The sequence below is a fragment of the Pseudomonas sp. Sample_11 genome (assembly GCF_004307505.1).
GTDB classification, from domain to species: Bacteria; Pseudomonadota; Gammaproteobacteria; order Pseudomonadales; family Pseudomonadaceae; genus Aquipseudomonas; species Aquipseudomonas atacamensis.
The window spans coordinates 20,648-41,807 of record NZ_RCOD01000040.1; the positions used below are offsets into that span (position 1 = coordinate 20,648).

Below are 21,160 nucleotides of genomic sequence, written 5' to 3' on the forward strand. Positions count from 1 at the left end.
CAATGATAGACCCCGTCTCACCGAACCACGCTCAGGATTGAAACATGAATGCTGTATCCACCACCGATGACGCTCAGGCCCTGATTGCCCGCACCGACTGGAGCCGCAGCCCGCTGGGCGCCGCCGGCACCTGGCCGCAGAGCCTGCGCACGGCGGTGGACATCGTGATTCATTCGCCGATGCCGATGCTGCTGTTATGGGGGCCGCAACTCACGCAGATCTACAACAATGGCTTTGCCCTGCTCGCTGGCAGCAAGCATCCCGAAGCGTTCGGGCAGCCGACGCATGAGGTCTGGCCAGAGGTGCGGGATTTTGCCGAGCCGATTTACCAAGCGGTGCTGCAGGGTCAGGTGCGCAGCTTCAGCGAGCAGCGTTTCAGCGTGCAGCGGGACGGCAAAAAAACCGATTTCTGGCTGGATCTGACCTACAGCCCGATTCGCGATGAGACCGCACAGGTGGCCGGGATTTTGATCACTGCCATCGAAACCAACGAGCGCCGACGCATTGCCCTGGAATTGCAGCGCCGTTCCGAAGAAAGCCTCAAGGCCCAGCGCCAGTCCGAGGAGCGTCTGCAACTGGCCCTCGCCGCCACCGACGCCGTCGGCACCTGGGATTGGGACATTGGCGAAGACCGTTTCATCGCCGATGCGCACTTCGCCGAATTGCACGGCGTCGATCCGGCCAGGGCCGGGCAGTTGCCGATCAGCGAATATATGCATGGGGTGCACCCCGAAGACCGCGCCATGGTCGCGCGCGGCATCAAGTACTGCATCACCCATGGCACCGAGTACGCCGAGGAATATCGCCTGTTGCAGGCCGATGGCACGCTGCGCTGGGTGTTCGCGCGCGGGCGTTGCTACAAGGATCATCATGGTCGGCCGATGCGCTTTCTCGGCGCGGCGCTGGACCTGACCGAACGCAAACATACGGAACAGGCGCTGCGTCAGAGCCAGACCGAACTTCAGCTGATCATCAACGCCATGCCGATCCTGATCAGCTACGTCGACGCCGAAGAGCGTTTTCGCCTCAACAATGCAGCGTATCTGGACTGGTACGGCCTGACGCCGCAGGAGTTGTATGGGCGCACGATCCGCGAAGTCATCGGCGAAGAGGCGTATTTCCTGCGTGCGCCGTACATCGCCGAAGCACTGGCCGGCCGCTCCTGCTCCTTCAGTTTCTACACGCCGCACCGCGACGGCAGCACCCGTCATGCCCTCATGAATTATCTGCCGCGACATGGCGCGGACGGCGCAGTGAATGGCTTCTACATCTTTGTCATCGACGAAACCGAGCGCAAGAAAACCGAGGAAGCCCTGCGCAATCTCAACGAGACCCTCGAGGAGCGGGTCAGCGCGCGCACCGAGCAACTGGCTCAGGCCAACGAGCGTTTGCAGAACGAGATGTTCGAACGCGAGCGCGCCGAAGACGCCTTGCGCCACGCGCAGAAGATGGAAGCCGTCGGCCAGCTCACCGGCGGCATCGCCCACGACTTCAACAACATGCTCACCGGCATCATCGGCAGCCTCGACTTGATGCAGCGCTATATCGCCAACGGTCGCGCCGATGAGATTGGTCGCTTCACCGAGGCGGCCGTGTCGTCGGCCAACCGTGCGGCCGCGCTGACGCATCGCTTGCTGGCCTTCTCGCGGCGCCAGTCGCTGGACCGCAAGCAACTGCACGTCAATGAACTGGTGCATTCACTGGAAGACCTGATCCGCCGCACCAAGGGCGATGCCATCGAGCTGCAACTGCGCCTGCCCGAAGATTTGTGGCCGGTGAGTACCGACGTCAGCCAGCTGGAAAATGCCCTGCTCAACCTGGTGATCAATGCCCGCGATGCGATGCCCGAAGGCGGCACGTTGCTGATCCAGACCGCGAACGTGTATCTCGACAGCAGCGACATCACCATTCTCGAGCCGGTGAAGGCCGGCGAATACGTGATGCTCGCGGTCAGCGATAACGGCACCGGCATGACCCCATCAATCCGTTCGAAGGCGTTCGATCCGTTCTTTACCACCAAGCCGATCGGCCAGGGTACCGGTCTGGGGCTGTCGATGATCTACGGTTTCGCCCAGCAGTCCGGCGGCCATGTCAGCCTCGACAGTGTGCCGGGGCAAGGTACTTGTGTACGTCTGTACTTGCCGCGCTTGCTTGAGCCGACGCCCGAATCCTCGTCTGTGGAGAAAGCCGAACCGATTGCCGCTTCATCTTCGGGCGAGACCGCGATCGTGGTCGAGGATGATCCGGCAGTGCGCATGCTGGTGCTCGATCTGCTCAAGGAACTGGGCTACACCACCTTCGAAGCGGAAAATGCCACGAACGCCCTGCCCGTGCTCGAGTCCGTGCAACGCGTCGATCTGCTGGTTACCGATGTCGGGCTGCCGGGCATGAACGGACGCCAGTTGGCGGAGATTGCTCGCCAGCATCGTCCGGGGCTTAAAGTGCTGTTCATGACCGGTTACGCGCAGATTGCTGCCGAGCGTCAGGGCTTTCTTGACGAGGGCATGGATATGGTCGCCAAGCCCTTTGTCCTTGAAGTGCTGGCGAGCAAGATTCGCAAGTTGAGCAACCCGACCCCGCGACTTGAGGCATAATCGCGCGCCCCGCTGTCCCCCCGTTATCAGGTATTGCACGATGAAAGCCCAAGCCCGCCACATTCTGGTGAAAACCGCCGAAGAGGCCGAACAACTCAAACAGCGCATTGCCAAGGGCGAAGCGTTCGATGTGCTGGCGAAGAAATTTTCCACCTGCCCGTCCGGCAAACGCGGCGGCGACCTGGGCGAAGTGCGGCCGGGGCAGATGGTCGGCGCGATTGATGCGGTGATTTTCAAGAAACCGCTGCGCACCGTGCATGGGCCGATCAAAAGCAAGTTTGGTTATCACCTGGTGCAGGTGTTTTATCGGGATTGATCGGTGCTCCTGTGTAGGAGCTGACGAGTGCAACGAGGCTGCGATCTCTTGACCTTGGCGTTGCGGATCAAGATCAAAAGATCGCAGCCTTCGGCAGCTCCTACAGGGGTTGCATTTCAGGCTTTGGGGATCAGCGCTCCAGGCACCTGTATCACCCGACTGGCCAATTCATGTCCCGCTTGCGCCGCCTCTGCCGGACTGCCGCCGAGCAAGCGCCTGGCCAGGTACGCCGCACTGAACGAATCCCCCGCCGCCGTGGTGTCGACAACCTTATCGACCTTCTGCGCCGGCACTTCAAACGCCTCCCCCTGACAACGAATCAGGCACGCCTCGGCGCCGCGCTTGAGCACCACTTCCGGCGTGCCGATCTGTGCGTACGTGGCAAACACCTCAGCGCAATCGGCAAACCCGAACAATGCCTGTTCGTCATCCACCGTCAGCAACGCCAGATCGACATATGGCAAGACGCTGCGATATGCCGCGCGCGCCTCTTCCACCGACGCCCACAGGCGCGGGCGGTAGTTGTTGTCGAAAACGATGCGTGCGCCGCGCTGTCTGGCTTCAATCAGGGCCTTGATCAGTCGGGCGCGGCCTTGCATTCCGAGTACGGCGAGGGTGATCCCACTGAAATACAGCACGTCGTAGTGCGGCAACGCCGCGAGGATCGGCTCGGCCGCAGGGGTGGTGAAGCAATCGCGTACCGCCGCTTCGTTGCGCCAGTACAGGAAACGCCGCTCGCCGTTGGCGTCGGTCTGGATGCAGTACAGACCGGGCAGCCGACCGGGCAGGCGCTGCACCAGATCGAGGCCGATGCCTTCGCTGCGCCAGATCTGGCACATAGCGTCACTGAAACTGTCATCGCCCAACGCGGTGACGTAGTCGACTTGCGCCTTTTGGCCCAGCGCACGGGACAGGTACACCGCCGTGTTGAGGGTATCGCCACCGAAGCTTTGCTGCAGACTGCCGTCGGCGCGTTGTTGCAGTTCGATCATGCACTCGCCAATCAGGGCGATGCGTGGGGTGTTGCTAAGGATTTTCATCGGGTGGGATCTCGGGTGGTTCAGTGGTGGCTAAGCGGGCGTCTTCGCGAGCAGGCTCGCTCCCACAATGGAACGCATTGATCTTGTGGGAGCGAGCCTGCTCGCGAATAGCCGCCGCAACGCAATCTCAAGCCTTAGAAACAAGTCTCCATGGTCTCGATGACCGCCAACTGCTCATCCACCAGCAACCCCACCCGCCACTTGTCAAAAGTCAGGCATGGATGCGAAGTACCAAAGGAAATGATGTCGCCGACCCTCAGTTCTACACCCGGCGCCACGGTCATGAACGCATGCTGATCCATCACCGCCGTGACCTTGCACGCGCCGACATCATCCCCCGCCGCCGGCACCACGCCGGCCTTGTAGCGCAACAACGGCACCGGCAAACCGGCATCGAAGGCGACGTCGCGCTTGCCCAGAGCAATCACCGCAAAACCCGGTTCCGGCAGCGACTGCACATGAGCCCAGACTTCCAGCGCCGGGCGCAGGCCTTCGTGCAGGTCGCTGCGACGGTCGAGCACGCAGCACTGCGCCTCTTTGTAGATGCCATGGTCGTGCGCCACGTAACTGCCCGGGCGCAACACACTGAGGAAGCGGCCGGCGGCGTTCTGGGTTTCGAAAGATTCGGCGATCAGGTCGTACCAGGCCGAACCCGACGCAGTGATGATCGGTCTGGCGATGGCAAAGGCGCCGCTGTCCTGTAGCTGCACCGCGAGACGAACCAGCGACGCGGCGAATTCGCGAATGCCACTGACCGCATGATCGCCATGAATCACGCCTTCGTAACCTTCAATACCGGTCAGGGCCAGTGCCGGTTGCGCATCGATGGCCTTGGCCAGCTCTATGACTTCCTGCTCGCTGCGGCAACCGCAACGGCCGCCGACCACGCCGTATTCGATCATCACGTTGAGCTTCACTCCCCGCGAAGCGAAGTAACTCCCGAGGTCGGCGACGTTGTCGGGGTGGTCGACCATGCAATGGAAATCGAACGCCGGATCAGCGAGCAGATCGGCAATCAACGCCATGTTCGGCGTACCGACCAACTGGTTGGCCATCAACACGCGACGCACGCCGTGGGCATAAGCCGCGCAGGTCTGGGTGGCGCTGGCGAGGGTGATTCCCCAGGCGCCGGCGTCGAGCTGTCGTTTGAACAGTGCCGGGGTCATGCTGGTTTTGCCGTGGGGCGCCAGTTCGGCGCCGCTGTCGCTGACAAATTTCTGCATCCAGCGAATATTGTGCTCCAGCGCCTCGCGGTGCAGCACCAGCGCCGGCAGGCTGACGTCGCGGGTCAATTGCGCACCGATGGCGGCGTCGCCTTTTTCTACGGCAGAGTTGATGGCAGTGGTCATGGTCCAATCCTCACAGGCGCGGCCGCAGGCAGCCGCGGTTATTCGTTGATCCGCCGGGCGAGGCTGTTGGCGCTCTCGATCAGCACCCGGCGATAGTCGTTGTAATTGTTTTTCGCATCGGCGCGCGGGGCGACGATGCACAAAGTGCAAATGGCCACGCCTTGCGGGTCTTTGACCGGCGCGGCGAAGCAATGGGTGAAGGTGTCGGCGACGCTGTCGAAGGAGAAGAATCCATCGCTGCCGGCCTGACGAATCTCCGCCAGAAAACGGTCCAGTGGCAGGCGTTCGCCGTCGGGCAGGATGTAGTCGTCTTCGTCGATCAGGTCGATGATCTGTTGATCGCTCAAATGCGCGAGCAGCAGGCGTCCGGACGCTGTCCATGGGATCGGCGCGTTTTCGCCAATATCGGAGGAAATGCGGAAATGCCGCTCGCCCTCCTTCATCAATGCAACGGTGTATTTGCGCCCGTTGAGCAGACACATCTGCGCGGTTTCGCGGGTCTGGCTGACGATCTCCTGCAAAGCGTGATCGGCCTCGCGACTGAGGTCGAAATGCCGCAGATGCGCCTGACCAAGGAAGTACAACTGGCGGCCAAGGTAGACGTGGCCGTCCTTGCCCACCGGCTCGAGAATCCGTCGCTCCAGCAAGGACGCGACCAGTTCGTAGACCGTCGATTTCGGACCGCCGATGCCGTTGGCGATGTCGTTGGGGCGCAGGGGCTGGCCGATTTCCTTGAGAAAATCGAGGATATCGAACGCCCGGTCCAGACCGCGTGCCCGGCGCTTGATGGTGTCTTCGGTCATGTCAGTGGTTTCCATTCAAAGTCGCCGGGAGTTTACAGCCAATGATCGTTCCCATGCTCCGCGTGGGAATGCCTCCGCGTCCACTTTTGGGACGCAGAGCGTCCCGGGCTGCATTCCCACGCAGAGCGTGGGAACGATCGGCGTGTATCAGGCCTTCTTCTTGTAGGCAATGCAGTCAATCTCAACCTTGCAATCAACCATCATGCTCGCCTGCACACAGGCCCGCGCCGGGGCGTGTTCGGGTTTGAAATACTCGGCGAAGACCTTGTTGAAACTGCTGAAATCCCGTGGATCGTCCAGCCAGACGCCAGCGCGGACCACGTCTTCAAGACCATAACCAGCCTCTTCGAGAATGGCGATCAGGTTCTTCATGGTCTGGTGGGTCTGTTCGACGATGCCACCAACGATGATCTCGCCATCCACCGCCGGAACCTGGCCGGACACATGCAGCCAGCCATCCGCTTCAACTGCGCGGGCGAATGGACGAGGCTGGCCGCCGGCGGCGGTGCTGCCGGTGCCGTAACGCGTAATGCTCATGGGTGTTTCTCCTGATTGCAAAAGTGCAGATTCAAAACCGCGTGCTCTTGAGAAATTCCGCCAGACGCGGCGATTGCGGGCGTTCGAACAGTTCCTTGGGAGGCCCCTGCTCTTCGATTCGACCTTGATTCATGAAAACGATCTTGTCCGAGACCTCGAAGGCGAAACGCATTTCGTGGGTCACCAGCAACATGGTCATGCCGTCTTCGGCCAGCCCCTTGATCACGTTGAGCACCTCGCCAACCAGTTCCGGGTCGAGGGCCGAGGTGACTTCGTCAAAGAGCATCAGGCTCGGGTTCATCGCAATCGCTCGGGCAATCGCCACGCGCTGTTGCTGACCGCCGGACAACTGACCGGGAAAGTGATTGCGCCGCTCCAGCAGGCCGACACGCTCCAGCCATTTTTCGGCAAGCACCACGGCTTCGTCCTTGTGCATTTTCTTCACCTTGAGCAGGCCCAAGGTGACGTTCTGCAACGCGGTCAGGTGCGGGAAGAGGTTGAATTGCTGGAAGGCCATGCCGGTCATCGCACGATGGCGGGCAATGACCTTTTCCGCATGGCGCACACGTTTACCGTTGACCTCGTCGTAGCCGATGGACTCGCCGTCGAGCAGGATCTGCCCGCCCTGGAATTCTTCGAGCATGTTCACGCAACGCAGCAGCGTGGTTTTGCCCGAACCGCTGGAGCCGATCAGCGTGACGACGTTGCCGCGCTGCATGCTCAGGTCGACACCCTTGAGCACTTCCACCGCGCCGTACTGTTTGTGCAGGCCGCGAATATCCAGCAATGCCTGATCCTGTGAAGCAACTTGAGCTTGAGTCATGGCAGGGCCACCCGCTTTTCAATGTGCCGGCCGAGTAATTCGATGCCGTAGTTGATGACGAAGAACAGAAAACCGGCGAACAGGTAGAACTCCAGGGTCATGAAGTTCCGGGCGATGATCTGTTGCGTGCTGAGCAGCAATTCGGCGACGCCGATCACCGAGAGCAAGGTCGACGCCTTGACGATTTCGGTGGACGAGTTGACCCAGGTCGGCAGGATCTGCCGCAGCGCCTGAGGTAACAGTACGTAGCCGAGGGATTGATAGAACGTCAGGCCGATGGCTTTCCCCGCCTCCATCTGCCCACGCGGCAAGGCTTGCAGCGCACCACGAACGATTTCGGCGACGTGCGAGCCGCAAAACAGCGTCAGGCCCAGGGCTCCGGCCTGAAACGCACTGATCTGCCAACCGAGCGCCGGCGCCATATAAAAGCAGGCCAGCACCAATACAAACACCGGTGTGCCGCGAATCAGATCGACGTACAGCCGAAACGGCGCACGCATCCAGAATCTGCCGTAAGTCAGGACCAGGCCGGCAACCACGCCGAGCATGGTGCCCAACACAATGGCCAGCGCCGAGACCTGCACGCTGGTCAGAAAGCCCTGCCACAACGGCTCGCGCGCGACCCACAATTCATGCAACCAACTGGGAGATTCGTACATCGCAGCCTCCTATCGGCGGATCGCCAGACGCTGCTCGAGGTAACGCAGCAGCATGGCAATGAGGTAACAGGCCGCGACATACAACGCCGTGGTCACCAGCCAGGTTTCGATCACCCGGTAGCTCTCGACGTTGATCTTGCGCGCGTAATAGGTCAGCTCCGGCACCGCAATCGCAGCGGCAAGCGAGGTGTCCTTGAACAGCGAAATGAAGTTGTTCGACAGCGCCGGCAACACGTTGCGCAGCATCACCGGCACGGTGACGTAAGCCTTGACCTGCCATTCACCGAGACCGATTGCCAGCCCGGCTTCGCGCTGGCCTTTGGGGATGCTCAGCAAGCCGCCACGGAAGACTTCGGTCAGGTACGCGCCGGCATACAGCGACAGCGTGATGATGAACGAAGGAATCTTGTCCAGACGAATGCCAAGGCTGGGCAGTGCAAAGTAGATCAACAGAATCAACACCAGGATCGGCGTGTTACGCACTACCGTGACGTACACCGAGGCCAGCACCCGCAAGGCGCGATGCTTCGACAGCAAGGCAAACGCCATCAGCAGGCCGATCACGCAGCCGATGGCGATCGACACCAGCGCCAGCTGCAAGCCCAGACCGAGCCCCGCCAGCAAGGTGTCGAAATCGCGCCACACGGCGGCAAAGTTCAACTGATAGTTCATGGTCAGCAGTACCTTGAGCGGGGCGACGGTCATCGCCCCACTCTCACGGGATCATTTGAATTCGACTGGGAAACCGATGGCTGGAGATGGCAGATCAACACCGAACCATTGTTTGAACGAGGCGGCGTAGGTCGGGAACTCAACACCGGTCATGGCTTCATGCAGCGCGGTGTTGACGAAGTTCAGCCAGTCCTGATCGCCACGTTTGACGGCGCAAGCGTAAGTCTGCGGGCTCCAGGCGTAGCTCGGGCTGCGGTAGCGGCCAGGGTTCTGCACCATCAGGTATTTGACTGAGGACTGATCGGTGGCGGCGGCATCGGCGCGGCCGGAGTTCACGGCCTGGTACATCAGGTCAACGCTGTCGTACTGATCGACCTTGGCTTTGGGCAATGCCTGATGCACCAGTTCTTCGGCGTACACGTTCTGCAGCACCGCAACGGTGACGTCATCGCCCGCCGCCTGCAGGTCTTCGATTTCCTTGTACTTGCTGTTGTTCGGCAACAGCAGGCCAACACCTTCGCGGTAGTACGGCAGGGTGAACGCGACTTGCTGTGCGCGGCTGGCGGTAACGGTGATGAACTGGCAGCTCATGTCGACCTTGTCGGTGAGCAGGTTGGGGATCCGCGCATCGGACGACTGCACCACGAACTCGACTTTGCTCGGGTCGTTGAACAGCCCTTTGGCCACGATCCTGGCGATGTCGATATCAAAACCCTGCAACTTGCCGTCCGCGCCCTGAAAGTGCCACGGCGCATTGGTGCTGCCAGTGCCCACGATCAACTTGCCACGGGCGAGAACACTGTCGAGCTTGCTGTCGGCAGCCTGGGCCAGGCCCATGACCGAGGAAGAAGCTGCAAGAACAAAAACACACGCTTTGAACAACGAAGGACGGCGATGCATGGCAAGCACTCCAGAATTGTGTTTATTCCGCTATACCGGAACACGGTTTGTTACTACGGAATAGACAGCAGAAAGTGTGCCACAGGAATCTCGCGAAATCTGTAACTGCTTTGAACGCTATTGGAATCAACAAGATATGGTTCGTGGACCAAAGGGTTTGGCCCGACCTAGAACGAAGGAAATACCTGACGCAGCCAGGAAAGGGGTAATGCGTTCCCAACTTGGGTCAGATCGCGCCGTTGTGGTGCGAATCAGGGTGACAGTTGAACAAGACCCGGTATCAGCGCTTTAGCGCCTGCCTGTAGACATCACCACCCTGCCGTTTCCCGACGGCTATCACCGTCACGACAGCACTTCTCGTGTTGACGCAGCCCACCTGTAATTTCTGACAGTAGACCGCGACGCCCCTACTCCTTTAACGTCAAGGTGCCTACCCGCTCGTTGAAAAGGACCCTTCGATGAACGCCACAAACACAACTTCCTCGCTGGACCCGGTTTACCGCAAAGCCCTGAAAACCTGGCGTCCGGTCATTCTCTATTTCGCCAATGAACACTGCCCCGCCTGCGAATGGGCCGGGCCGGTCTTTCGGCAGATTGCCGAGCCTTACCGACTGCGCGCCAACATCTATATGCTCAACACCAGCCAATCGCCCAAGCACCCGAACGTCACGGGCACGCCAACAGTGCTGTTCTATAAAAACGGCAGGCTGCTGAAAAAGCTCAAAGGTATCGGCACCGAGGAAACCCTGGCGAGGGATATGGCCCGGCATGTCGGCAGGACAAAGGCTCCCGCAACGCCACGCAAACCTCACCATGATCTGGCATGGCTGAGGCGAACACTCAAGTCATTGCGCACCGTCACTGGTTCGCGCCACCGGCTTCTGCGCTGAACCCGACCGGGATTGGACAACCCGCTGTCTGCCTGCTTTGCTGTTGAGCGAACACATTGCGCGCCGCCCGCCGGTTCGGGTGGTTGCCAGGATCGGCGCAGACAGCGGGATAAGCATGTTCGAAACCATTGAAGCGCAAGCGTTGAAGGAAACCGCGTCAAACGAGTTGAGAGAAGAGTTTCTCCAGCGCGAGTTCGAACGGCTCAAACCGTTTAGCCTGTTGATCTACGTGGTCAGTGTGTTCATGTGGCTGCTGTTTGATCTGATCGTCAGTTTTCTCGGCGGCCAGGGTTTCACGTGGCGCTCGATGGCGTTTCTCGCTGGTTTCGCGCTGTTGACGGTGGTGCTCGGTTTTACGCGCAGGGCTAGCCATTTCGATGTGCTCACCCTGTTGCTGGTCCTGGGATTGACCGTCGGTGTGCGAATGATCGTCGACGGCCTCGCGCCTGCTTCGCACAGCTTGTGGCTGGTCTTGGCAGCAGCAAGCATGTTGTACAGCGTGTCGGTACTGCCGCTGCGGCGCTGGGCGTTCTTTGCGGTACAAGTTGTGATCTGGGTGATCCTCAACCCGTTTCTTGCCACCACTACCGAAATCACTGAACTGCGCGGCGTCCTGACTGCCTGCTACAGCGTGTTTCTCTGCGCACTCACGGTGTACACCTTTTTGAAATTTCGTGAGGCCAAGCTGAACAACTACCTGATGTCGCGGCTGCTGCTGGATCAGGCCTATAACGACCCGCTGACGCAGATTCCCAACCGACGCTCGTTCATGACCCACGCAGGGCAACGGCTGCTGGCAAGCCCGCGCGAGCGCGATCATTACCTGATGATGATCGACATCGACAACTTCAAGAAGGTCAACGACACCTACGGGCATGACATCGGTGATGAGGTGCTCATTCGCGTCGCTGCCGATATCAAGACAGTGATGATTGCGTTTGACTACGCCCGTATGGGCGGTGAGGAGTTCGCGATCTATCTGGCGGGAGTGCGGCACGAGGATGTTGAAAGCCTTGCCACGCAACTGTGCCAGTCAGTGCGTGAACAGCCCACCCAGCACCCGGTCACCATCAGCATCGGCATTACCCGGGTGGCTGAGGGTGACTCGTTGAATCAGGCGCTGATCAAGGCGGATGCGGCGTTGTACGAATCAAAGCATACGGGCAAGGACCGCTTTACGTTTCATCAGTAACAAGCGCAGCGACCGCTGCGCCATTCCGCGAATGCTCAAGCCACCTCACGCTCCAGCAACACGCGCGTCACCCGCCGCTCTTGGACCGCTTTGACGGTCAATTGCCAGCCCTCGTATTCCAGCCGATCACCGGTCATCGGCAACCGATCCAGCAGACTCATGACCAACCCGGCCATGGTCTGATAATCCTCGGTCGGCTCGGCATCGAAGCCGGTACGCTGGCGAACGCGAACCAAGGGCAGCGCGCCGCTGACCAGAAACCCGCCGCGCTCTTCGACCACATCAGGGCCTTCGATTTCACTGGCATCGGGCAACTCACCGGCGATCGATTCGAGGATGTCGGTCATGGTCAATACGCCGACGAAATCGCCAAACTCATTGACCACGAAGGCGATGTGCGTCGATGCCGCGCGCATCTGCTCCAGGGCATTGAGGATCGAGTAACTGTCGAGCAGATTGACGGTCTTGCGTGCCAGATGCTCCAGGTTCGGCTCGTTGCCGGCCAGATACTCCTTGAGCAATTCCTTCTTGTGTACGAAGCCGAGCGGCTCGTCCACCGCGCCATCGCGAATCAGCGGCAAGCGTGAATACGACGAATGCATCAACTTCGTGCGAATGGTTTCGGCGTCATCGGCAAGATCAATCAGGTCAACGTCGGCGCGCACCGTCATCAGGTTGCGAATCGGCCGCTCCGCCAGTTGCAGCACACCGCTGATCATCACCCGTTCACGACGGTCGAACAGCTCGGCCACCGGCGCTTCACCGTTGTCCAGCAGGTCGGAGATTTCCTCGCCAACCTCCTCCGCCGCCAGCTTGCGGCCACCGAGCAGACGCATCACCGCATGGGCTGTGCGCTCGCGCATCGGGCGCACGCCCTGCATCGAACGTTTGCGCCGAGCCCGGGCGATCTGGTTGAAGACTTCGATGAGGATCGAGAAACCGATGGCGGCGTACAGGTAACCTTTCGGGATATGGAAGCCCAGACCTTCTGCGGTCAGGGCAAAACCGATCATCATCAGGAAGCCCAGACACAGCATGATCACGGTCGGATGTGCGTTGACGAAGCGGGTCAGCGGCTTGCTGGCGACGATCATCAGGCCGATGGAAATGATCACGGCGATCATCATCACCGCCAGTTCATCGACCATGCCCACGGCGGTAATCACCGCATCGAGCGAGAACACCGCGTCGAGCACCACGATCTGCGCGACGATTGGCCAGAACAGCGCGTAGGTTGTGTTGGTCGAGCGCTCGCCGACATGGCCTTCGAGGCGCTCATGCAACTCCATCGTCGCCTTGAACAACAGGAACACGCCACCGAACAGCATGATCAGATCACGACCGGAGAAGCTCTTGTCGAACACCTCGAACAACGGCTGCGTGAGCGTAACCAGCCAGGAAATGCTCGCCAACAGGCCCAGGCGCATGATCAACGCCAGCGACAGGCCGATGATCCGCGCGCGATCGCGCTGATGCGGCGGCAGTTTGTCGGCAAGAATTGCGATGAACACCAGGTTGTCGATACCCAGTACCAGTTCCAGCACGATCAGAGTCAACAGGCCTAACCAGGCCGTGGGATCCGCTAACCATTCCATAAAACGTCTCGATCTCTCTTCAGTGAATTCAGGCGGCCGGACACGGCGAAGTGCAACGCAAAGGCTCAAGAGCCGCGTTATCAACCATAGTCGGTAGTCGGAAGACGGGGTGCTGCGAAAGGATCAAGACCGCGCGAAGGCGTGCTGGAGAGTGCTGACTGGGAGGCTCCGAGAGGGTGTTCATGTAGATCCTGAATGAAAAATGGCCTTCGAGCGTACAGCGTCGACCGACCTGCTCCACAGCGGTAAATCATTTCAAAATCTGTATGAATGACCTTGATCGCAGACTTTCAGCGTTGCTGAAGAAGCCTTCGCGAGCAGGCTCGCTCCCAAAGGGTGCGAGCGGTGCGGCAGATTTCAGCGCAAATCCAGCTCATCGATATGCTGATACTGCGCTTGCAGCGCGGTCGCCAGATCCTTCGCCCGGCCCAGTCGAATCGGCCCGCGCTCAATGTCGATCAGCAATCCCGGACACGCCAGCACTGGCAACGCCGACAGTTCTTTCACGCGACCATCGGTCACGATCAGGCAGCGTTGCTGTTCGGCAGAAAAGCGCTTGCGTCGCAGCGTCAGCCATTGCTGCGCCTGCGCCAGTGCCGCGAGCAACGGCGTGCCGCCACCGGCGCCCAGACCGTCGAGCCAGACGCCCAGGCCGCTTGAGGCCTTCAAGCCTTGCACCTGCCATTTCGGCGCAGAACCACTGGCGGTCAGCAACGCCAGCCGCGCCCGCTGGCGATAAGCATCGTCGAACAGCTGCGCGAGCAGGCCCTTGGCATCACTCAAGGCCTGATGGCGACGGGTCGAAGCCGACGCGTCGACGATCACCAGCCAGATTTCATGGGGCGCGCGGGTGCGCTGTTGAAACAGCAGATCGGCGCGGCGCTGGGGGCGGCCATTGAGCAGCGTGCCCGGCCAGTTCACCGATCCGCTGCCGGCCCCATGCCGCTGGCCCTGGCGGCCATTGTCGAGTTGTCCGGCACGGGGTCTGGCATTCGCCCCCACGTCGGACCGGGGGCGAATGCCTAGGGCTTTTTTGCCAGTGGCGGCCAGCTCGGAACGTCGCGGCGGGTACCGGTGGCTTGCGCCGTTGCCGGCATCTCGCCCCACTGGCCCTGGCCTTCGCCGGATTTGCTGTCAGTGCCTGAGGGAGATTGCGCTTGTGATTGGGCGCTGGATGAAGGGTGTTCGCGGCGGCGATGGCGCAGGGCAAATTCGGCCACCGCGTCGATGTCCTCTTCAGCAATCGCATCCGCCCCACGCCACGCGGCATGGGCGCGGGCCGCGCGCAACCAGACCAGATCGGCACGCAAGCCATCGACGCCAGCAGCGAAACAACGCTCGGTAATCAACGCCAATGCCGCGTCATCCAGTGGGATGGCTGCCAAACGCTCGCGGGCGCTTTCACAGCGCGAACGCAGGATGTGTTGCTCGCTCGCCCACTGCGCGCAGAACCCTTGTGGATCGCTGTCGAAATCCAGCCGCCGGCGAATGATCTGTCCGCGTTCGGCGGGCGCGGTGTGGCCGCTGAGGGCAACGTTCAAGCCGAAGCGGTCAAGCAGTTGCGGCCGCAGCTCGCCCTCTTCCGGGTTCATGGTGCCGATCAGAACGAATTTGGCCGAATGCCGATGGGAAATGCCGTCGCGCTCGATCAGGTTGGTACCGCTGGCGGCGACATCGAGCAGCAGGTCGACCAAGTGATCGGGCAGCAGATTGACCTCATCGACATAGAGCACGCCACCGTCAGCCTTGGCCAGAACACCGGGCGAAAACTGCGCGCGACCGTCGCTCAGGGCAGCATCGAGGTCGAGGGTGCCGACCAGACGCTCTTCGGTAGCGCCCAACGGCAAAGTGACGAACTGGCCGCTGGCGAGCAGGTCCGCCAGGCCCCGCGCCAGCGTCGACTTGGCCATGCCGCGCGGACCTTCGATGAGTACGCCGCCGATTTTCGGGTCGATGGCGGTCAGGCACAGGGCGAGCTTCAGGTCATCGGCGCCGACCACGGCGGAGAGTGGGAAATGCGGGGTGTCGGTCATGGGTTGCTCTTTCGTGGTCGTGGATGGTCATGACGTTGTGGTGGTGTCAGTTGTTGCCCTCACCCTAGCCCTCTCCCAGAGGGAGAGGGCTAGGGTGAGGGCCTCTCGAGTTCTGTCGACGTGATGCATCGGGTCGACGCAAATTTCGACAGCGCTAGAGATCGGCTCCCCCTCCCTCCGGGAGAGGGCTGGGGTGAGGGTAGCTTTTTAGCGGCTACATATCTTCCTCGATATCCAACAGCAAATTCTCCAGCGCCTCTTTATAAGCCCCAGGCTCCTGCCACATCCCGCGCTGCTGCGCTTCGAGCATGCGTTCGGTCATGTCGCGCAGAGCATGCGGATTATGCTCACGAACAAAATCCCGGGTCGCCGGATCAAGCAAATATGCCTCCGCCAGCAACGCGTACTGATGGTCATCGATCAACTGCGTAGTCGCATCGAAGGCGAACAGATTATCAACCGTCGCCGCCAGTTCGAACGCGCCTTTGTAGCCGTGACGCTTGATTCCGTCGATCCACTTCGGATTCGCCGCGCGCGAGCGCACCACGCGGTTCAACTCTTCCTTCAGGGTACGAATCTTCGGCAGATCCGGCTGGCTGTGATCGCCGTGATAACTGGCCGCCGCTTCGCCACGCAGCGTCTCCACCGCAGCGAGCATGCCGCCCTGGAACTGGTAGTAATCGTTGGAATCGAGCAGGTCATGCTCGCGGTTGTCCTGGTTCTGCAGAACTGCCTGCACCTGGCTCAGACGCTGACTGAACTGCTCGCGGGCAGCCGTGCCCTCGTCGGCGCCGCCGTAAGCGTAGGCGCCCCAGTTCAGGTAGACCTCGGCGAGGTCTTCGCGGCTCTGCCACAGACGCCCATCGATCGCGCCTTGCACCCCGGCGCCATACGCCCCCGGTTTCGCGCCGAAGATGCGCCACCCGGCCTGACGCCGCGCGGTATCTTCATCGACGCCCGACTGCAACAGCGCCTCGCGTTCGGCACGCACTTTAGCGGCCAGCGGATTCAAGTCGTCCGGCTCGTCCAGCGCGGCCACCGCTTGCACGGCGGCGTCGAACAGGCGGATGAGATTGGCAAACGCATCACGGAAAAACCCCGAAACCCGCAGCGTCACGTCGACTCTTGGACGATCGAGCAGACTCAGCGGCAGAATCTCGAAATCATCCACGCGCTGACTGCCCGTGGCCCAGACCGGACGCACGCCCATCAACGCCATGGCCTGAGCGATGTCGTCGCCGCCGGTGCGCATGGTTGCGGTGCCCCACACGGACAAGCCGAGTTGGCGCAAGTGATCGCCGTGGTCCTGCAAGTGTCGTTCAAGGATAAGCGTCGCCGACTGGAATCCGATGCGCCACGCGGTGGTGGTCGGCAGATTGCGCACGTCCACCGAATAGAAGTTGCGCCCGGTGGGCAGCACGTCGAGACGGCCACGGCTGGGTGCGCCGCTGGGGCCGGCGGGGACGAAACGACCGCTGAGGGCGTCAAGCAGACCGCGCATTTCGGCCGGGCCGCAAGCATCGAGGCGCGGGGCGACGACTTCGCGCAGATGCTCGAGTATCGAATCAACCTCAGCCCACCCCGGCCCTTGTGGGAGCGAGCCTGCTCGCGAAGGCGTCGGGTCAGACAACTGTTCTTTTACTGACACACCGCTTTCGCGAGCAGGCTCGCTACCACAGGGGACATTCAGTGTTTGGGAGATCAGGTCTGCGGCAAACAATTCGAGGCGTTCGCGGGTGTCGCCGGCGGTGCGCCAGACTTCTTCGCTGATGGCCTGCAACTCGGTCGGACGCGGGCCACTCCAGGCATCGGCCAACGCGCAATCCAGCGGATCAAAACCAAGATCAAACGCTTTAGCCAGTGCTCGCAGCAGACTCGACTGCGCGGCCTTGCCGTCACCGCGCGGGATGCGCAGCAACGCCAGCAAGGTGTCGATACGCAAGCGCCCGCTCGGCGATTCGCCAAAGATGTGCAACCCATCGCGAATCTGCGATTCCTTCAGGTCGCACAGATAAGTGTCCAGACGCGGCAACCAGATCGCCGCATCGGCATCGCTGTCCAGCGCTGCGTCCAGTTGCAGTTCCCGGTCGATCTGCGTGTCACGCACCAATTGCAGAATGTCGCGTTGCAACTCACGGGCGCGGCGCGGATCGAGCAGTTGCGCCTCGTAATACTCGTCGGCGAGCAGCTCCAGATTGCGCAGCGGCCCGTAGGTTTCGGCGCGGGTCAGTGGCGGCATCAGGTGGTCGATGATCACCGCTTGCGTGCGGCGTTTGGCCTGAGCGCCCTCGCCCGGATCGTTGACGATAAACGGATAGATATTCGGCAGCGGCCCGAGCAGCGCGTCCGGCCAGCAATTCTCCGAAAGGCCGACGCCTTTGCCCGGCAACCATTCGAGATTGCCATGCTTGCCGACGTGGATCACGCCGTGAGCGCCGTAGGTGTTGCGCAACCAGAAATAGAACGCCAGATAACCGTGCGGCGGAACCAGATCCGGGTCGTGGTACACCGCGCTCGGATCGACCTGATAACCGCGCGCGGGCTGGATGCCGACAAAGGTCAGACCGAAACGCAGACCGGCGATCATCAAGCGACCGTCGCGACACATCGGATCGTTGTGTGGCGATCCCCAACGCTCGAGTACCGCGGCGCGATTCGCTTCCGGCAACGCATTGAACATTGCCAGGTAATCGTCCATCACAAGGCTCTGCTGGCACGGGCGCAGGTCGAGAGTATCGAGGTCGTTGCTGACACCGCCGAGCAGTTGCTGGATCAGTTCGGTGCCGCTGTCGGGCAACTCGGCCGTGATCGGATAACCTTCGGCACGCAATGCGCGGAGGATATTCAGCGCCGCCGCCGGCGTATCGAGGCCGACGCCATTGCCGATGCGGCCGTCGCGGGTCGGGTAGTTGGCGAGGATCAGGGCGATGCGTTTTTCGCCATTGGGCACCCGCCCCAGAGCAATCCAGCGCCGCGCCAGTTCGGCGACGAAATCCATGCGTTCAGGTTGGGCGCGATAACAGACCACATCGGACTGACTGCGCTCGCAGCGCCACGCCAGATCCTTGAAGCTGATCGGTCGGCTGATGATGCGCCCGTCAAGCTCCGGCAAAGCAATGTGCATCGCCAGATCACGCGGCCCAAGGCCCTGTTCGCTGTCGCGCCAGCCGGGCTCATTGTCCTGAGCGCAGATCGCTTGAATCACCGGAATGTTGCGGCGAAACGGGCGCAGATGCGGCGCCTCGGGACTTGATTGGGCAAAACCGGTGGTGTTGAGAATCACCCCCGCCTCGACTTCATCCAGCCAGTCCTCGACCACCGACAAGCAACCGGGTTCTTTCAGACTGGCCACCGCGATCGGCAGCGGATTGAGCCCGGCTGCCTGCAAACGCTGACAGAACACATTGATGAACGCGGTGTTCGCCGCCTGCAAATGCGAGCGATAAAACAACAGCGCCGCCACCGGTTGACCGGGCAGCCATTCGGCTTGCCAATCGCTCAGGGCAGCGCTGTTTTTCTGTGGGTGATAAATCGCCGTGCGCGGCAGGGTTTGCGGCTCGTTCCACGGGTAATCACGGGCGAACCATTGGTTGCCCAGGCAACGGAAGAAATCCAGTGCATTGCCCATGCCGCCCTGACGCAGAAATTGCCAGAGTCGATCGCGTACTTCGGCGCTGACCGTGCTCAAGTCACTGAGCTCGGGGTCCGGGCGGTCATCGCCGGGCACCAGAATCAGTTGCACGCCGCGTTCGGACAACTCGACCAGCCGCTCGACACCGTAGCGCCAATAGGCAATGCCGCCATGCAGAGAGATCAGAATGACCTTGGCGTGGCGCAGCACTTCGTCGACATACAGATCGACCGAAGCATGATTCTGCACCTGCATCGGGTTGGCCAGACGCAGGCTCGGATAGTCATCGGGCAATTGCTGCGCAGCCTCGGCAAGCAGCGCCAGGCTGGAATCGCCGCTGCACAGGATCACCAGCTCGGCGGGGGTTTGTCCGAGATCGGCAATGTTGTCGTCCGAGACGAATCCGCCGGGCTGGGTCCTGAGCAGGTGCATGGCTTAAACGCTGAGCGCAGCGCGCAATTGCGCTTCGAGTTGCGCGGCATCGAGTTCCTGACCGATCAGCACCAGACGCGTGACGCGCGCTTCTTCGGCGCCCCACTGACGGTCGAAATGCTTGTCGAAACGCGTGCCCACACCCTGGATCAACAGGCGCATCGGCTTGTTCGGAATCGCCGCGAAGCCTTTGACCCGCAGAATGCCGTGTTGCACCACGAGTTGCGTCAGCGCGTCGAGCAGCAGGCTTTCATCGGCTTGCGGCAGTTCGATTGAGATCGAATCGAAGGCGTCGTGATCGTGATCGTCTTCATCGCCGTCGTGGTGGTGATCATGGTGGCTGTGGCGGCTGTCGATGTGCTCCTCGGAGCCGGCACCGAGGCCGATCAACACGTCGAGCGGCAGGCGGCCATTGCTGGCTTCGATGATTTTTACCGCTGGCGGCAGCTCTTCGGCGACTTCAGCGCGCACCCGAGCCAGATCTTCCGCGCTGGTCTGGTCTGCTTTGTTGAGGATGACCAGGTCAGCACTGGCCAGTTGATCGGCGAACAATTCGTGCAGCGGCGACTCGTGATCAAGGTTCGGATCGAGTTTGCGCTGGGCATCGACCTGATCCGGGAACGCTGCGAAGGTGCCAGCAGCGACCGCCGGGCTGTCGACAACGGTGATTACCGCGTCAACGGTGCAGGCGCTACGGATTTCCGGCCACTGAAAGGCTTGCACCAGCGGTTTTGGCAGGGCCAGGCCCGAGGTTTCGATAAGGATGTGGTCGAGATCGCCGCGACGGGCAACCAGTTCGCGCATTACCGGGAAGAATTCTTCCTGCACCGTGCAGCACAGGCAGCCGTTGGCCAGCTCATATACGCGGCCGCTGGCCTCTTCCTCGGTGCAGCCGATGGTGCATTGCTTGAGGATTTCACCGTCGATGCCGAGCTCGCCAAACTCGTTGACGATCACCGCAATGCGCCGGCCCTGAGCGTTATCGAGCATGTGCCGCAGCAGCGTGGTTTTGCCCGAACCGAGGAAACCGGTGACGATGGTGACGGGGAGTTTGGCCAGTGTTTTCATCGGTATGCCCTTTGGCAAGCGGCGGGCATACGGGACGAGAACCGGCAGCGCGCATGCACGCCGGAAGCATTCGCCACCGGATCACCCCGCCCGGTTGTAGTGAGAATCTGTGACGAGGCAGGTCTCCTGGCTGACGGTGTTCAGGCGTTGGGCCTGGCGTCCATTGCGCCTTCCCGCTGGCTCATCGGTTGAGCTGGCAGTGGCGTGGCAACGAACATCACCGTTCACAGTTGCGGGGGCAGCCGCGGCTTTGACCGCGTTCCCTTCTTAGCTTCGGCGAGTGCCGAAGAACCTCGAAAGCGCAAGGCTACGCATGGTGTGGGGATGGGTCAATGGGCGTTGAGCCTCGGAACCGGGGCATATCCGTTGCTACGGCTGCAGCGGCGGGCGGTTTCGCTCCAGCGACTCACGCTTCCAGATGTACGACTGCGTCTTACGGTAGCTGCGCTGCCACACCCGGAGCGATCCCATAACGAAGCCTGCCGAAGGGGCAAAAGATCAAAAGCAAAAGCCAGATCAAAAGATCGCAGCCTTCGGCGGCTCCTACAGTTGGATTGGGTACCACTTCAAGAACAGGTCGGCTGTCAGGCCGCCTTCGCGAGCAGGCTCGCTCCCACAAAAGCAAA

Annotated in this window: 17 protein-coding genes and 1 riboswitch; of the genes, 4 read left to right on the top strand and 13 right to left on the bottom strand. The window is 61.2% G+C overall.

Annotated elements, in window-relative coordinates; genetic code table 11:
• Positions 1-44: 44 nt before the first annotated feature.
• Positions 45-2,594 carry a PAS domain-containing protein gene (locus tag D8U60_RS10290; RefSeq protein WP_122699210.1) on the top strand — a complete coding sequence of 850 codons (2,550 nt, stop codon included), beginning with the start codon at positions 45-47 and terminating at the stop codon, positions 2,592-2,594.
• Positions 2,595-2,634: 40 nt separating this feature from the next.
• Positions 2,635-2,910, top strand: coding sequence for a peptidylprolyl isomerase (locus D8U60_RS10295; protein WP_007912322.1), 276 nt, complete (start codon positions 2,635-2,637; stop codon positions 2,908-2,910).
• 116 nt (positions 2,911-3,026) lie between these two features.
• On the opposite strand, the gene D8U60_RS10300 is transcribed toward D8U60_RS10295, so the two are convergent.
• The 8 genes from D8U60_RS10300 to D8U60_RS10335 all read right to left on the bottom strand — a co-directional run bounded on the left by D8U60_RS10300 (position 3,027) and on the right by D8U60_RS10335 (position 9,693).
• Positions 3,027-3,950: a sugar kinase gene (locus D8U60_RS10300; protein ID WP_130900061.1), complete on the bottom strand. Its 924-nt coding sequence runs from the start codon at positions 3,948-3,950 to the stop codon at positions 3,027-3,029.
• Positions 3,951-4,084: 134 nt separating this feature from the next.
• Positions 4,085-5,299, bottom strand: coding sequence for an amino acid deaminase (locus tag D8U60_RS10305; protein WP_130900062.1), 1,215 nt, complete (start codon positions 5,297-5,299; stop codon positions 4,085-4,087).
• A gap of 38 nt (positions 5,300-5,337) precedes the next feature.
• Positions 5,338-6,102 carry an IclR family transcriptional regulator gene (locus tag D8U60_RS10310; protein ID WP_122610571.1) on the bottom strand — a complete coding sequence of 255 codons (765 nt, stop codon included), beginning with the start codon at positions 6,100-6,102 and terminating at the stop codon, positions 5,338-5,340.
• A 147-nt stretch (positions 6,103-6,249) separates the two neighbouring features.
• On the bottom strand, positions 6,250-6,639 hold the full coding sequence (locus tag D8U60_RS10315) for a RidA family protein (RefSeq protein WP_016774497.1): 390 nt from the start codon (positions 6,637-6,639) through the stop codon (positions 6,250-6,252).
• 31 nt (positions 6,640-6,670) lie between these two features.
• Positions 6,671-7,462: an amino acid ABC transporter ATP-binding protein gene (locus D8U60_RS10320; protein ID WP_073474746.1), complete on the bottom strand. Its 792-nt coding sequence runs from the start codon at positions 7,460-7,462 to the stop codon at positions 6,671-6,673.
• Positions 7,459-8,121: an amino acid ABC transporter permease gene (locus D8U60_RS10325; RefSeq protein ID WP_016774495.1), complete on the bottom strand. Its 663-nt coding sequence runs from the start codon at positions 8,119-8,121 to the stop codon at positions 7,459-7,461. Before D8U60_RS10325 ends, D8U60_RS10320 begins: the two co-directional genes overlap by 4 nt.
• Before the next feature lie 9 nt (positions 8,122-8,130).
• Positions 8,131-8,793, bottom strand: a complete 663-nt coding sequence (locus D8U60_RS10330) for an amino acid ABC transporter permease (RefSeq protein WP_024012746.1) — start codon at positions 8,791-8,793, stop codon at positions 8,131-8,133.
• Positions 8,794-8,844: 51 nt separating this feature from the next.
• Complete coding sequence (locus tag D8U60_RS10335) at positions 8,845-9,693, bottom strand: transporter substrate-binding domain-containing protein (RefSeq protein WP_016774493.1); 849 nt, start codon at positions 9,691-9,693, stop codon at positions 8,845-8,847.
• Between the two features lie 458 nt (positions 9,694-10,151).
• On the opposite strand from D8U60_RS10335, the gene D8U60_RS10340 reads away from it, so the two are divergent.
• Together D8U60_RS10340 and D8U60_RS10345 are read left to right on the top strand one after the other, a co-directional pair.
• On the top strand, positions 10,152-10,583 hold the full coding sequence (locus D8U60_RS10340; protein ID WP_130900063.1) for a thioredoxin family protein: 432 nt from the start codon (positions 10,152-10,154) through the stop codon (positions 10,581-10,583).
• 115 nt (positions 10,584-10,698) lie between these two features.
• Entirely contained in the window at positions 10,699-11,775 is a 1,077-nt protein-coding gene (locus tag D8U60_RS10345) for a GGDEF domain-containing protein (protein WP_130900064.1), read from the top strand.
• Positions 11,776-11,810: 35 nt separating this feature from the next.
• On the opposite strand, the gene D8U60_RS10350 is transcribed toward D8U60_RS10345, so the two are convergent.
• From D8U60_RS10350 to cobW, 5 genes are all read right to left on the bottom strand, one after another.
• Positions 11,811-13,370 carry a TerC family protein gene (locus D8U60_RS10350; RefSeq protein WP_130900065.1) on the bottom strand — a complete coding sequence of 520 codons (1,560 nt, stop codon included), beginning with the start codon at positions 13,368-13,370 and terminating at the stop codon, positions 11,811-11,813.
• Between the two features lie 357 nt (positions 13,371-13,727).
• The gene (locus tag D8U60_RS10355) at positions 13,728-14,372 is read right to left on the bottom strand and encodes a VWA domain-containing protein (RefSeq protein WP_130900066.1); all 645 of its coding nucleotides are present in this window, start codon (positions 14,370-14,372) and stop codon (positions 13,728-13,730) included.
• Between the two features lie 20 nt (positions 14,373-14,392).
• Positions 14,393-15,403, bottom strand: a complete 1,011-nt coding sequence (locus tag D8U60_RS10360; RefSeq protein WP_130900067.1) for an AAA family ATPase — start codon at positions 15,401-15,403, stop codon at positions 14,393-14,395.
• A gap of 214 nt (positions 15,404-15,617) precedes the next feature.
• Positions 15,618-19,466 (bottom strand): cobaltochelatase subunit CobN, encoded by a 3,849-nt coding sequence (gene cobN / locus D8U60_RS10365; protein ID WP_130900068.1) that lies wholly within the window; start codon positions 19,464-19,466, stop codon positions 15,618-15,620.
• 3 nt (positions 19,467-19,469) lie between these two features.
• Positions 19,470-20,534 (bottom strand): cobalamin biosynthesis protein CobW, encoded by a 1,065-nt coding sequence (gene cobW, locus D8U60_RS10370; protein WP_130900069.1) that lies wholly within the window; start codon positions 20,532-20,534, stop codon positions 19,470-19,472.
• 98 nt (positions 20,535-20,632) lie between these two features.
• A riboswitch (cobalamin riboswitch) is annotated at positions 20,633-20,845 on the bottom strand.
• Positions 20,846-21,160 lie beyond the last annotated feature (315 nt).

Bases quoted from the DNA above. Each gene is read 5' to 3' on its own strand.
- D8U60_RS10290 (WP_122699210.1), top strand. From the start codon at position 45: ATGAATGCTGTATCCACCACCGATGACGCTCAGGCCCTGATTGCCCGC.
- D8U60_RS10295 (WP_007912322.1), top strand. From the start codon at position 2,635: ATGAAAGCCCAAGCCCGCCACATTCTGGTGAAAACCGCCGAAGAGGCC.
- D8U60_RS10300 (WP_130900061.1), bottom strand. From the start codon at position 3,950: ATGAAAATCCTTAGCAACACCCCACGCATCGCCCTGATTGGCGAGTGC.
- D8U60_RS10305 (WP_130900062.1), bottom strand. From the start codon at position 5,299: ATGACCACTGCCATCAACTCTGCCGTAGAAAAAGGCGACGCCGCCATC.
- D8U60_RS10310 (WP_122610571.1), bottom strand. From the start codon at position 6,102: ATGACCGAAGACACCATCAAGCGCCGGGCACGCGGTCTGGACCGGGCG.
- D8U60_RS10315 (WP_016774497.1), bottom strand. From the start codon at position 6,639: ATGAGCATTACGCGTTACGGCACCGGCAGCACCGCCGCCGGCGGCCAG.
- D8U60_RS10320 (WP_073474746.1), bottom strand. From the start codon at position 7,462: ATGACTCAAGCTCAAGTTGCTTCACAGGATCAGGCATTGCTGGATATT.
- D8U60_RS10325 (WP_016774495.1), bottom strand. From the start codon at position 8,121: ATGTACGAATCTCCCAGTTGGTTGCATGAATTGTGGGTCGCGCGCGAG.
- D8U60_RS10330 (WP_024012746.1), bottom strand. From the start codon at position 8,793: ATGAACTATCAGTTGAACTTTGCCGCCGTGTGGCGCGATTTCGACACC.
- D8U60_RS10335 (WP_016774493.1), bottom strand. From the start codon at position 9,693: ATGCATCGCCGTCCTTCGTTGTTCAAAGCGTGTGTTTTTGTTCTTGCA.
- D8U60_RS10340 (WP_130900063.1), top strand. From the start codon at position 10,152: ATGAACGCCACAAACACAACTTCCTCGCTGGACCCGGTTTACCGCAAA.
- D8U60_RS10345 (WP_130900064.1), top strand. From the start codon at position 10,699: ATGTTCGAAACCATTGAAGCGCAAGCGTTGAAGGAAACCGCGTCAAAC.
- D8U60_RS10350 (WP_130900065.1), bottom strand. From the start codon at position 13,370: ATGGAATGGTTAGCGGATCCCACGGCCTGGTTAGGCCTGTTGACTCTG.
- D8U60_RS10360 (WP_130900067.1), bottom strand. From the start codon at position 15,403: ATGACCGACACCCCGCATTTCCCACTCTCCGCCGTGGTCGGCGCCGAT.
- cobN (WP_130900068.1), bottom strand. From the start codon at position 19,466: ATGCACCTGCTCAGGACCCAGCCCGGCGGATTCGTCTCGGACGACAAC.
- cobW (WP_130900069.1), bottom strand. From the start codon at position 20,534: ATGAAAACACTGGCCAAACTCCCCGTCACCATCGTCACCGGTTTCCTC.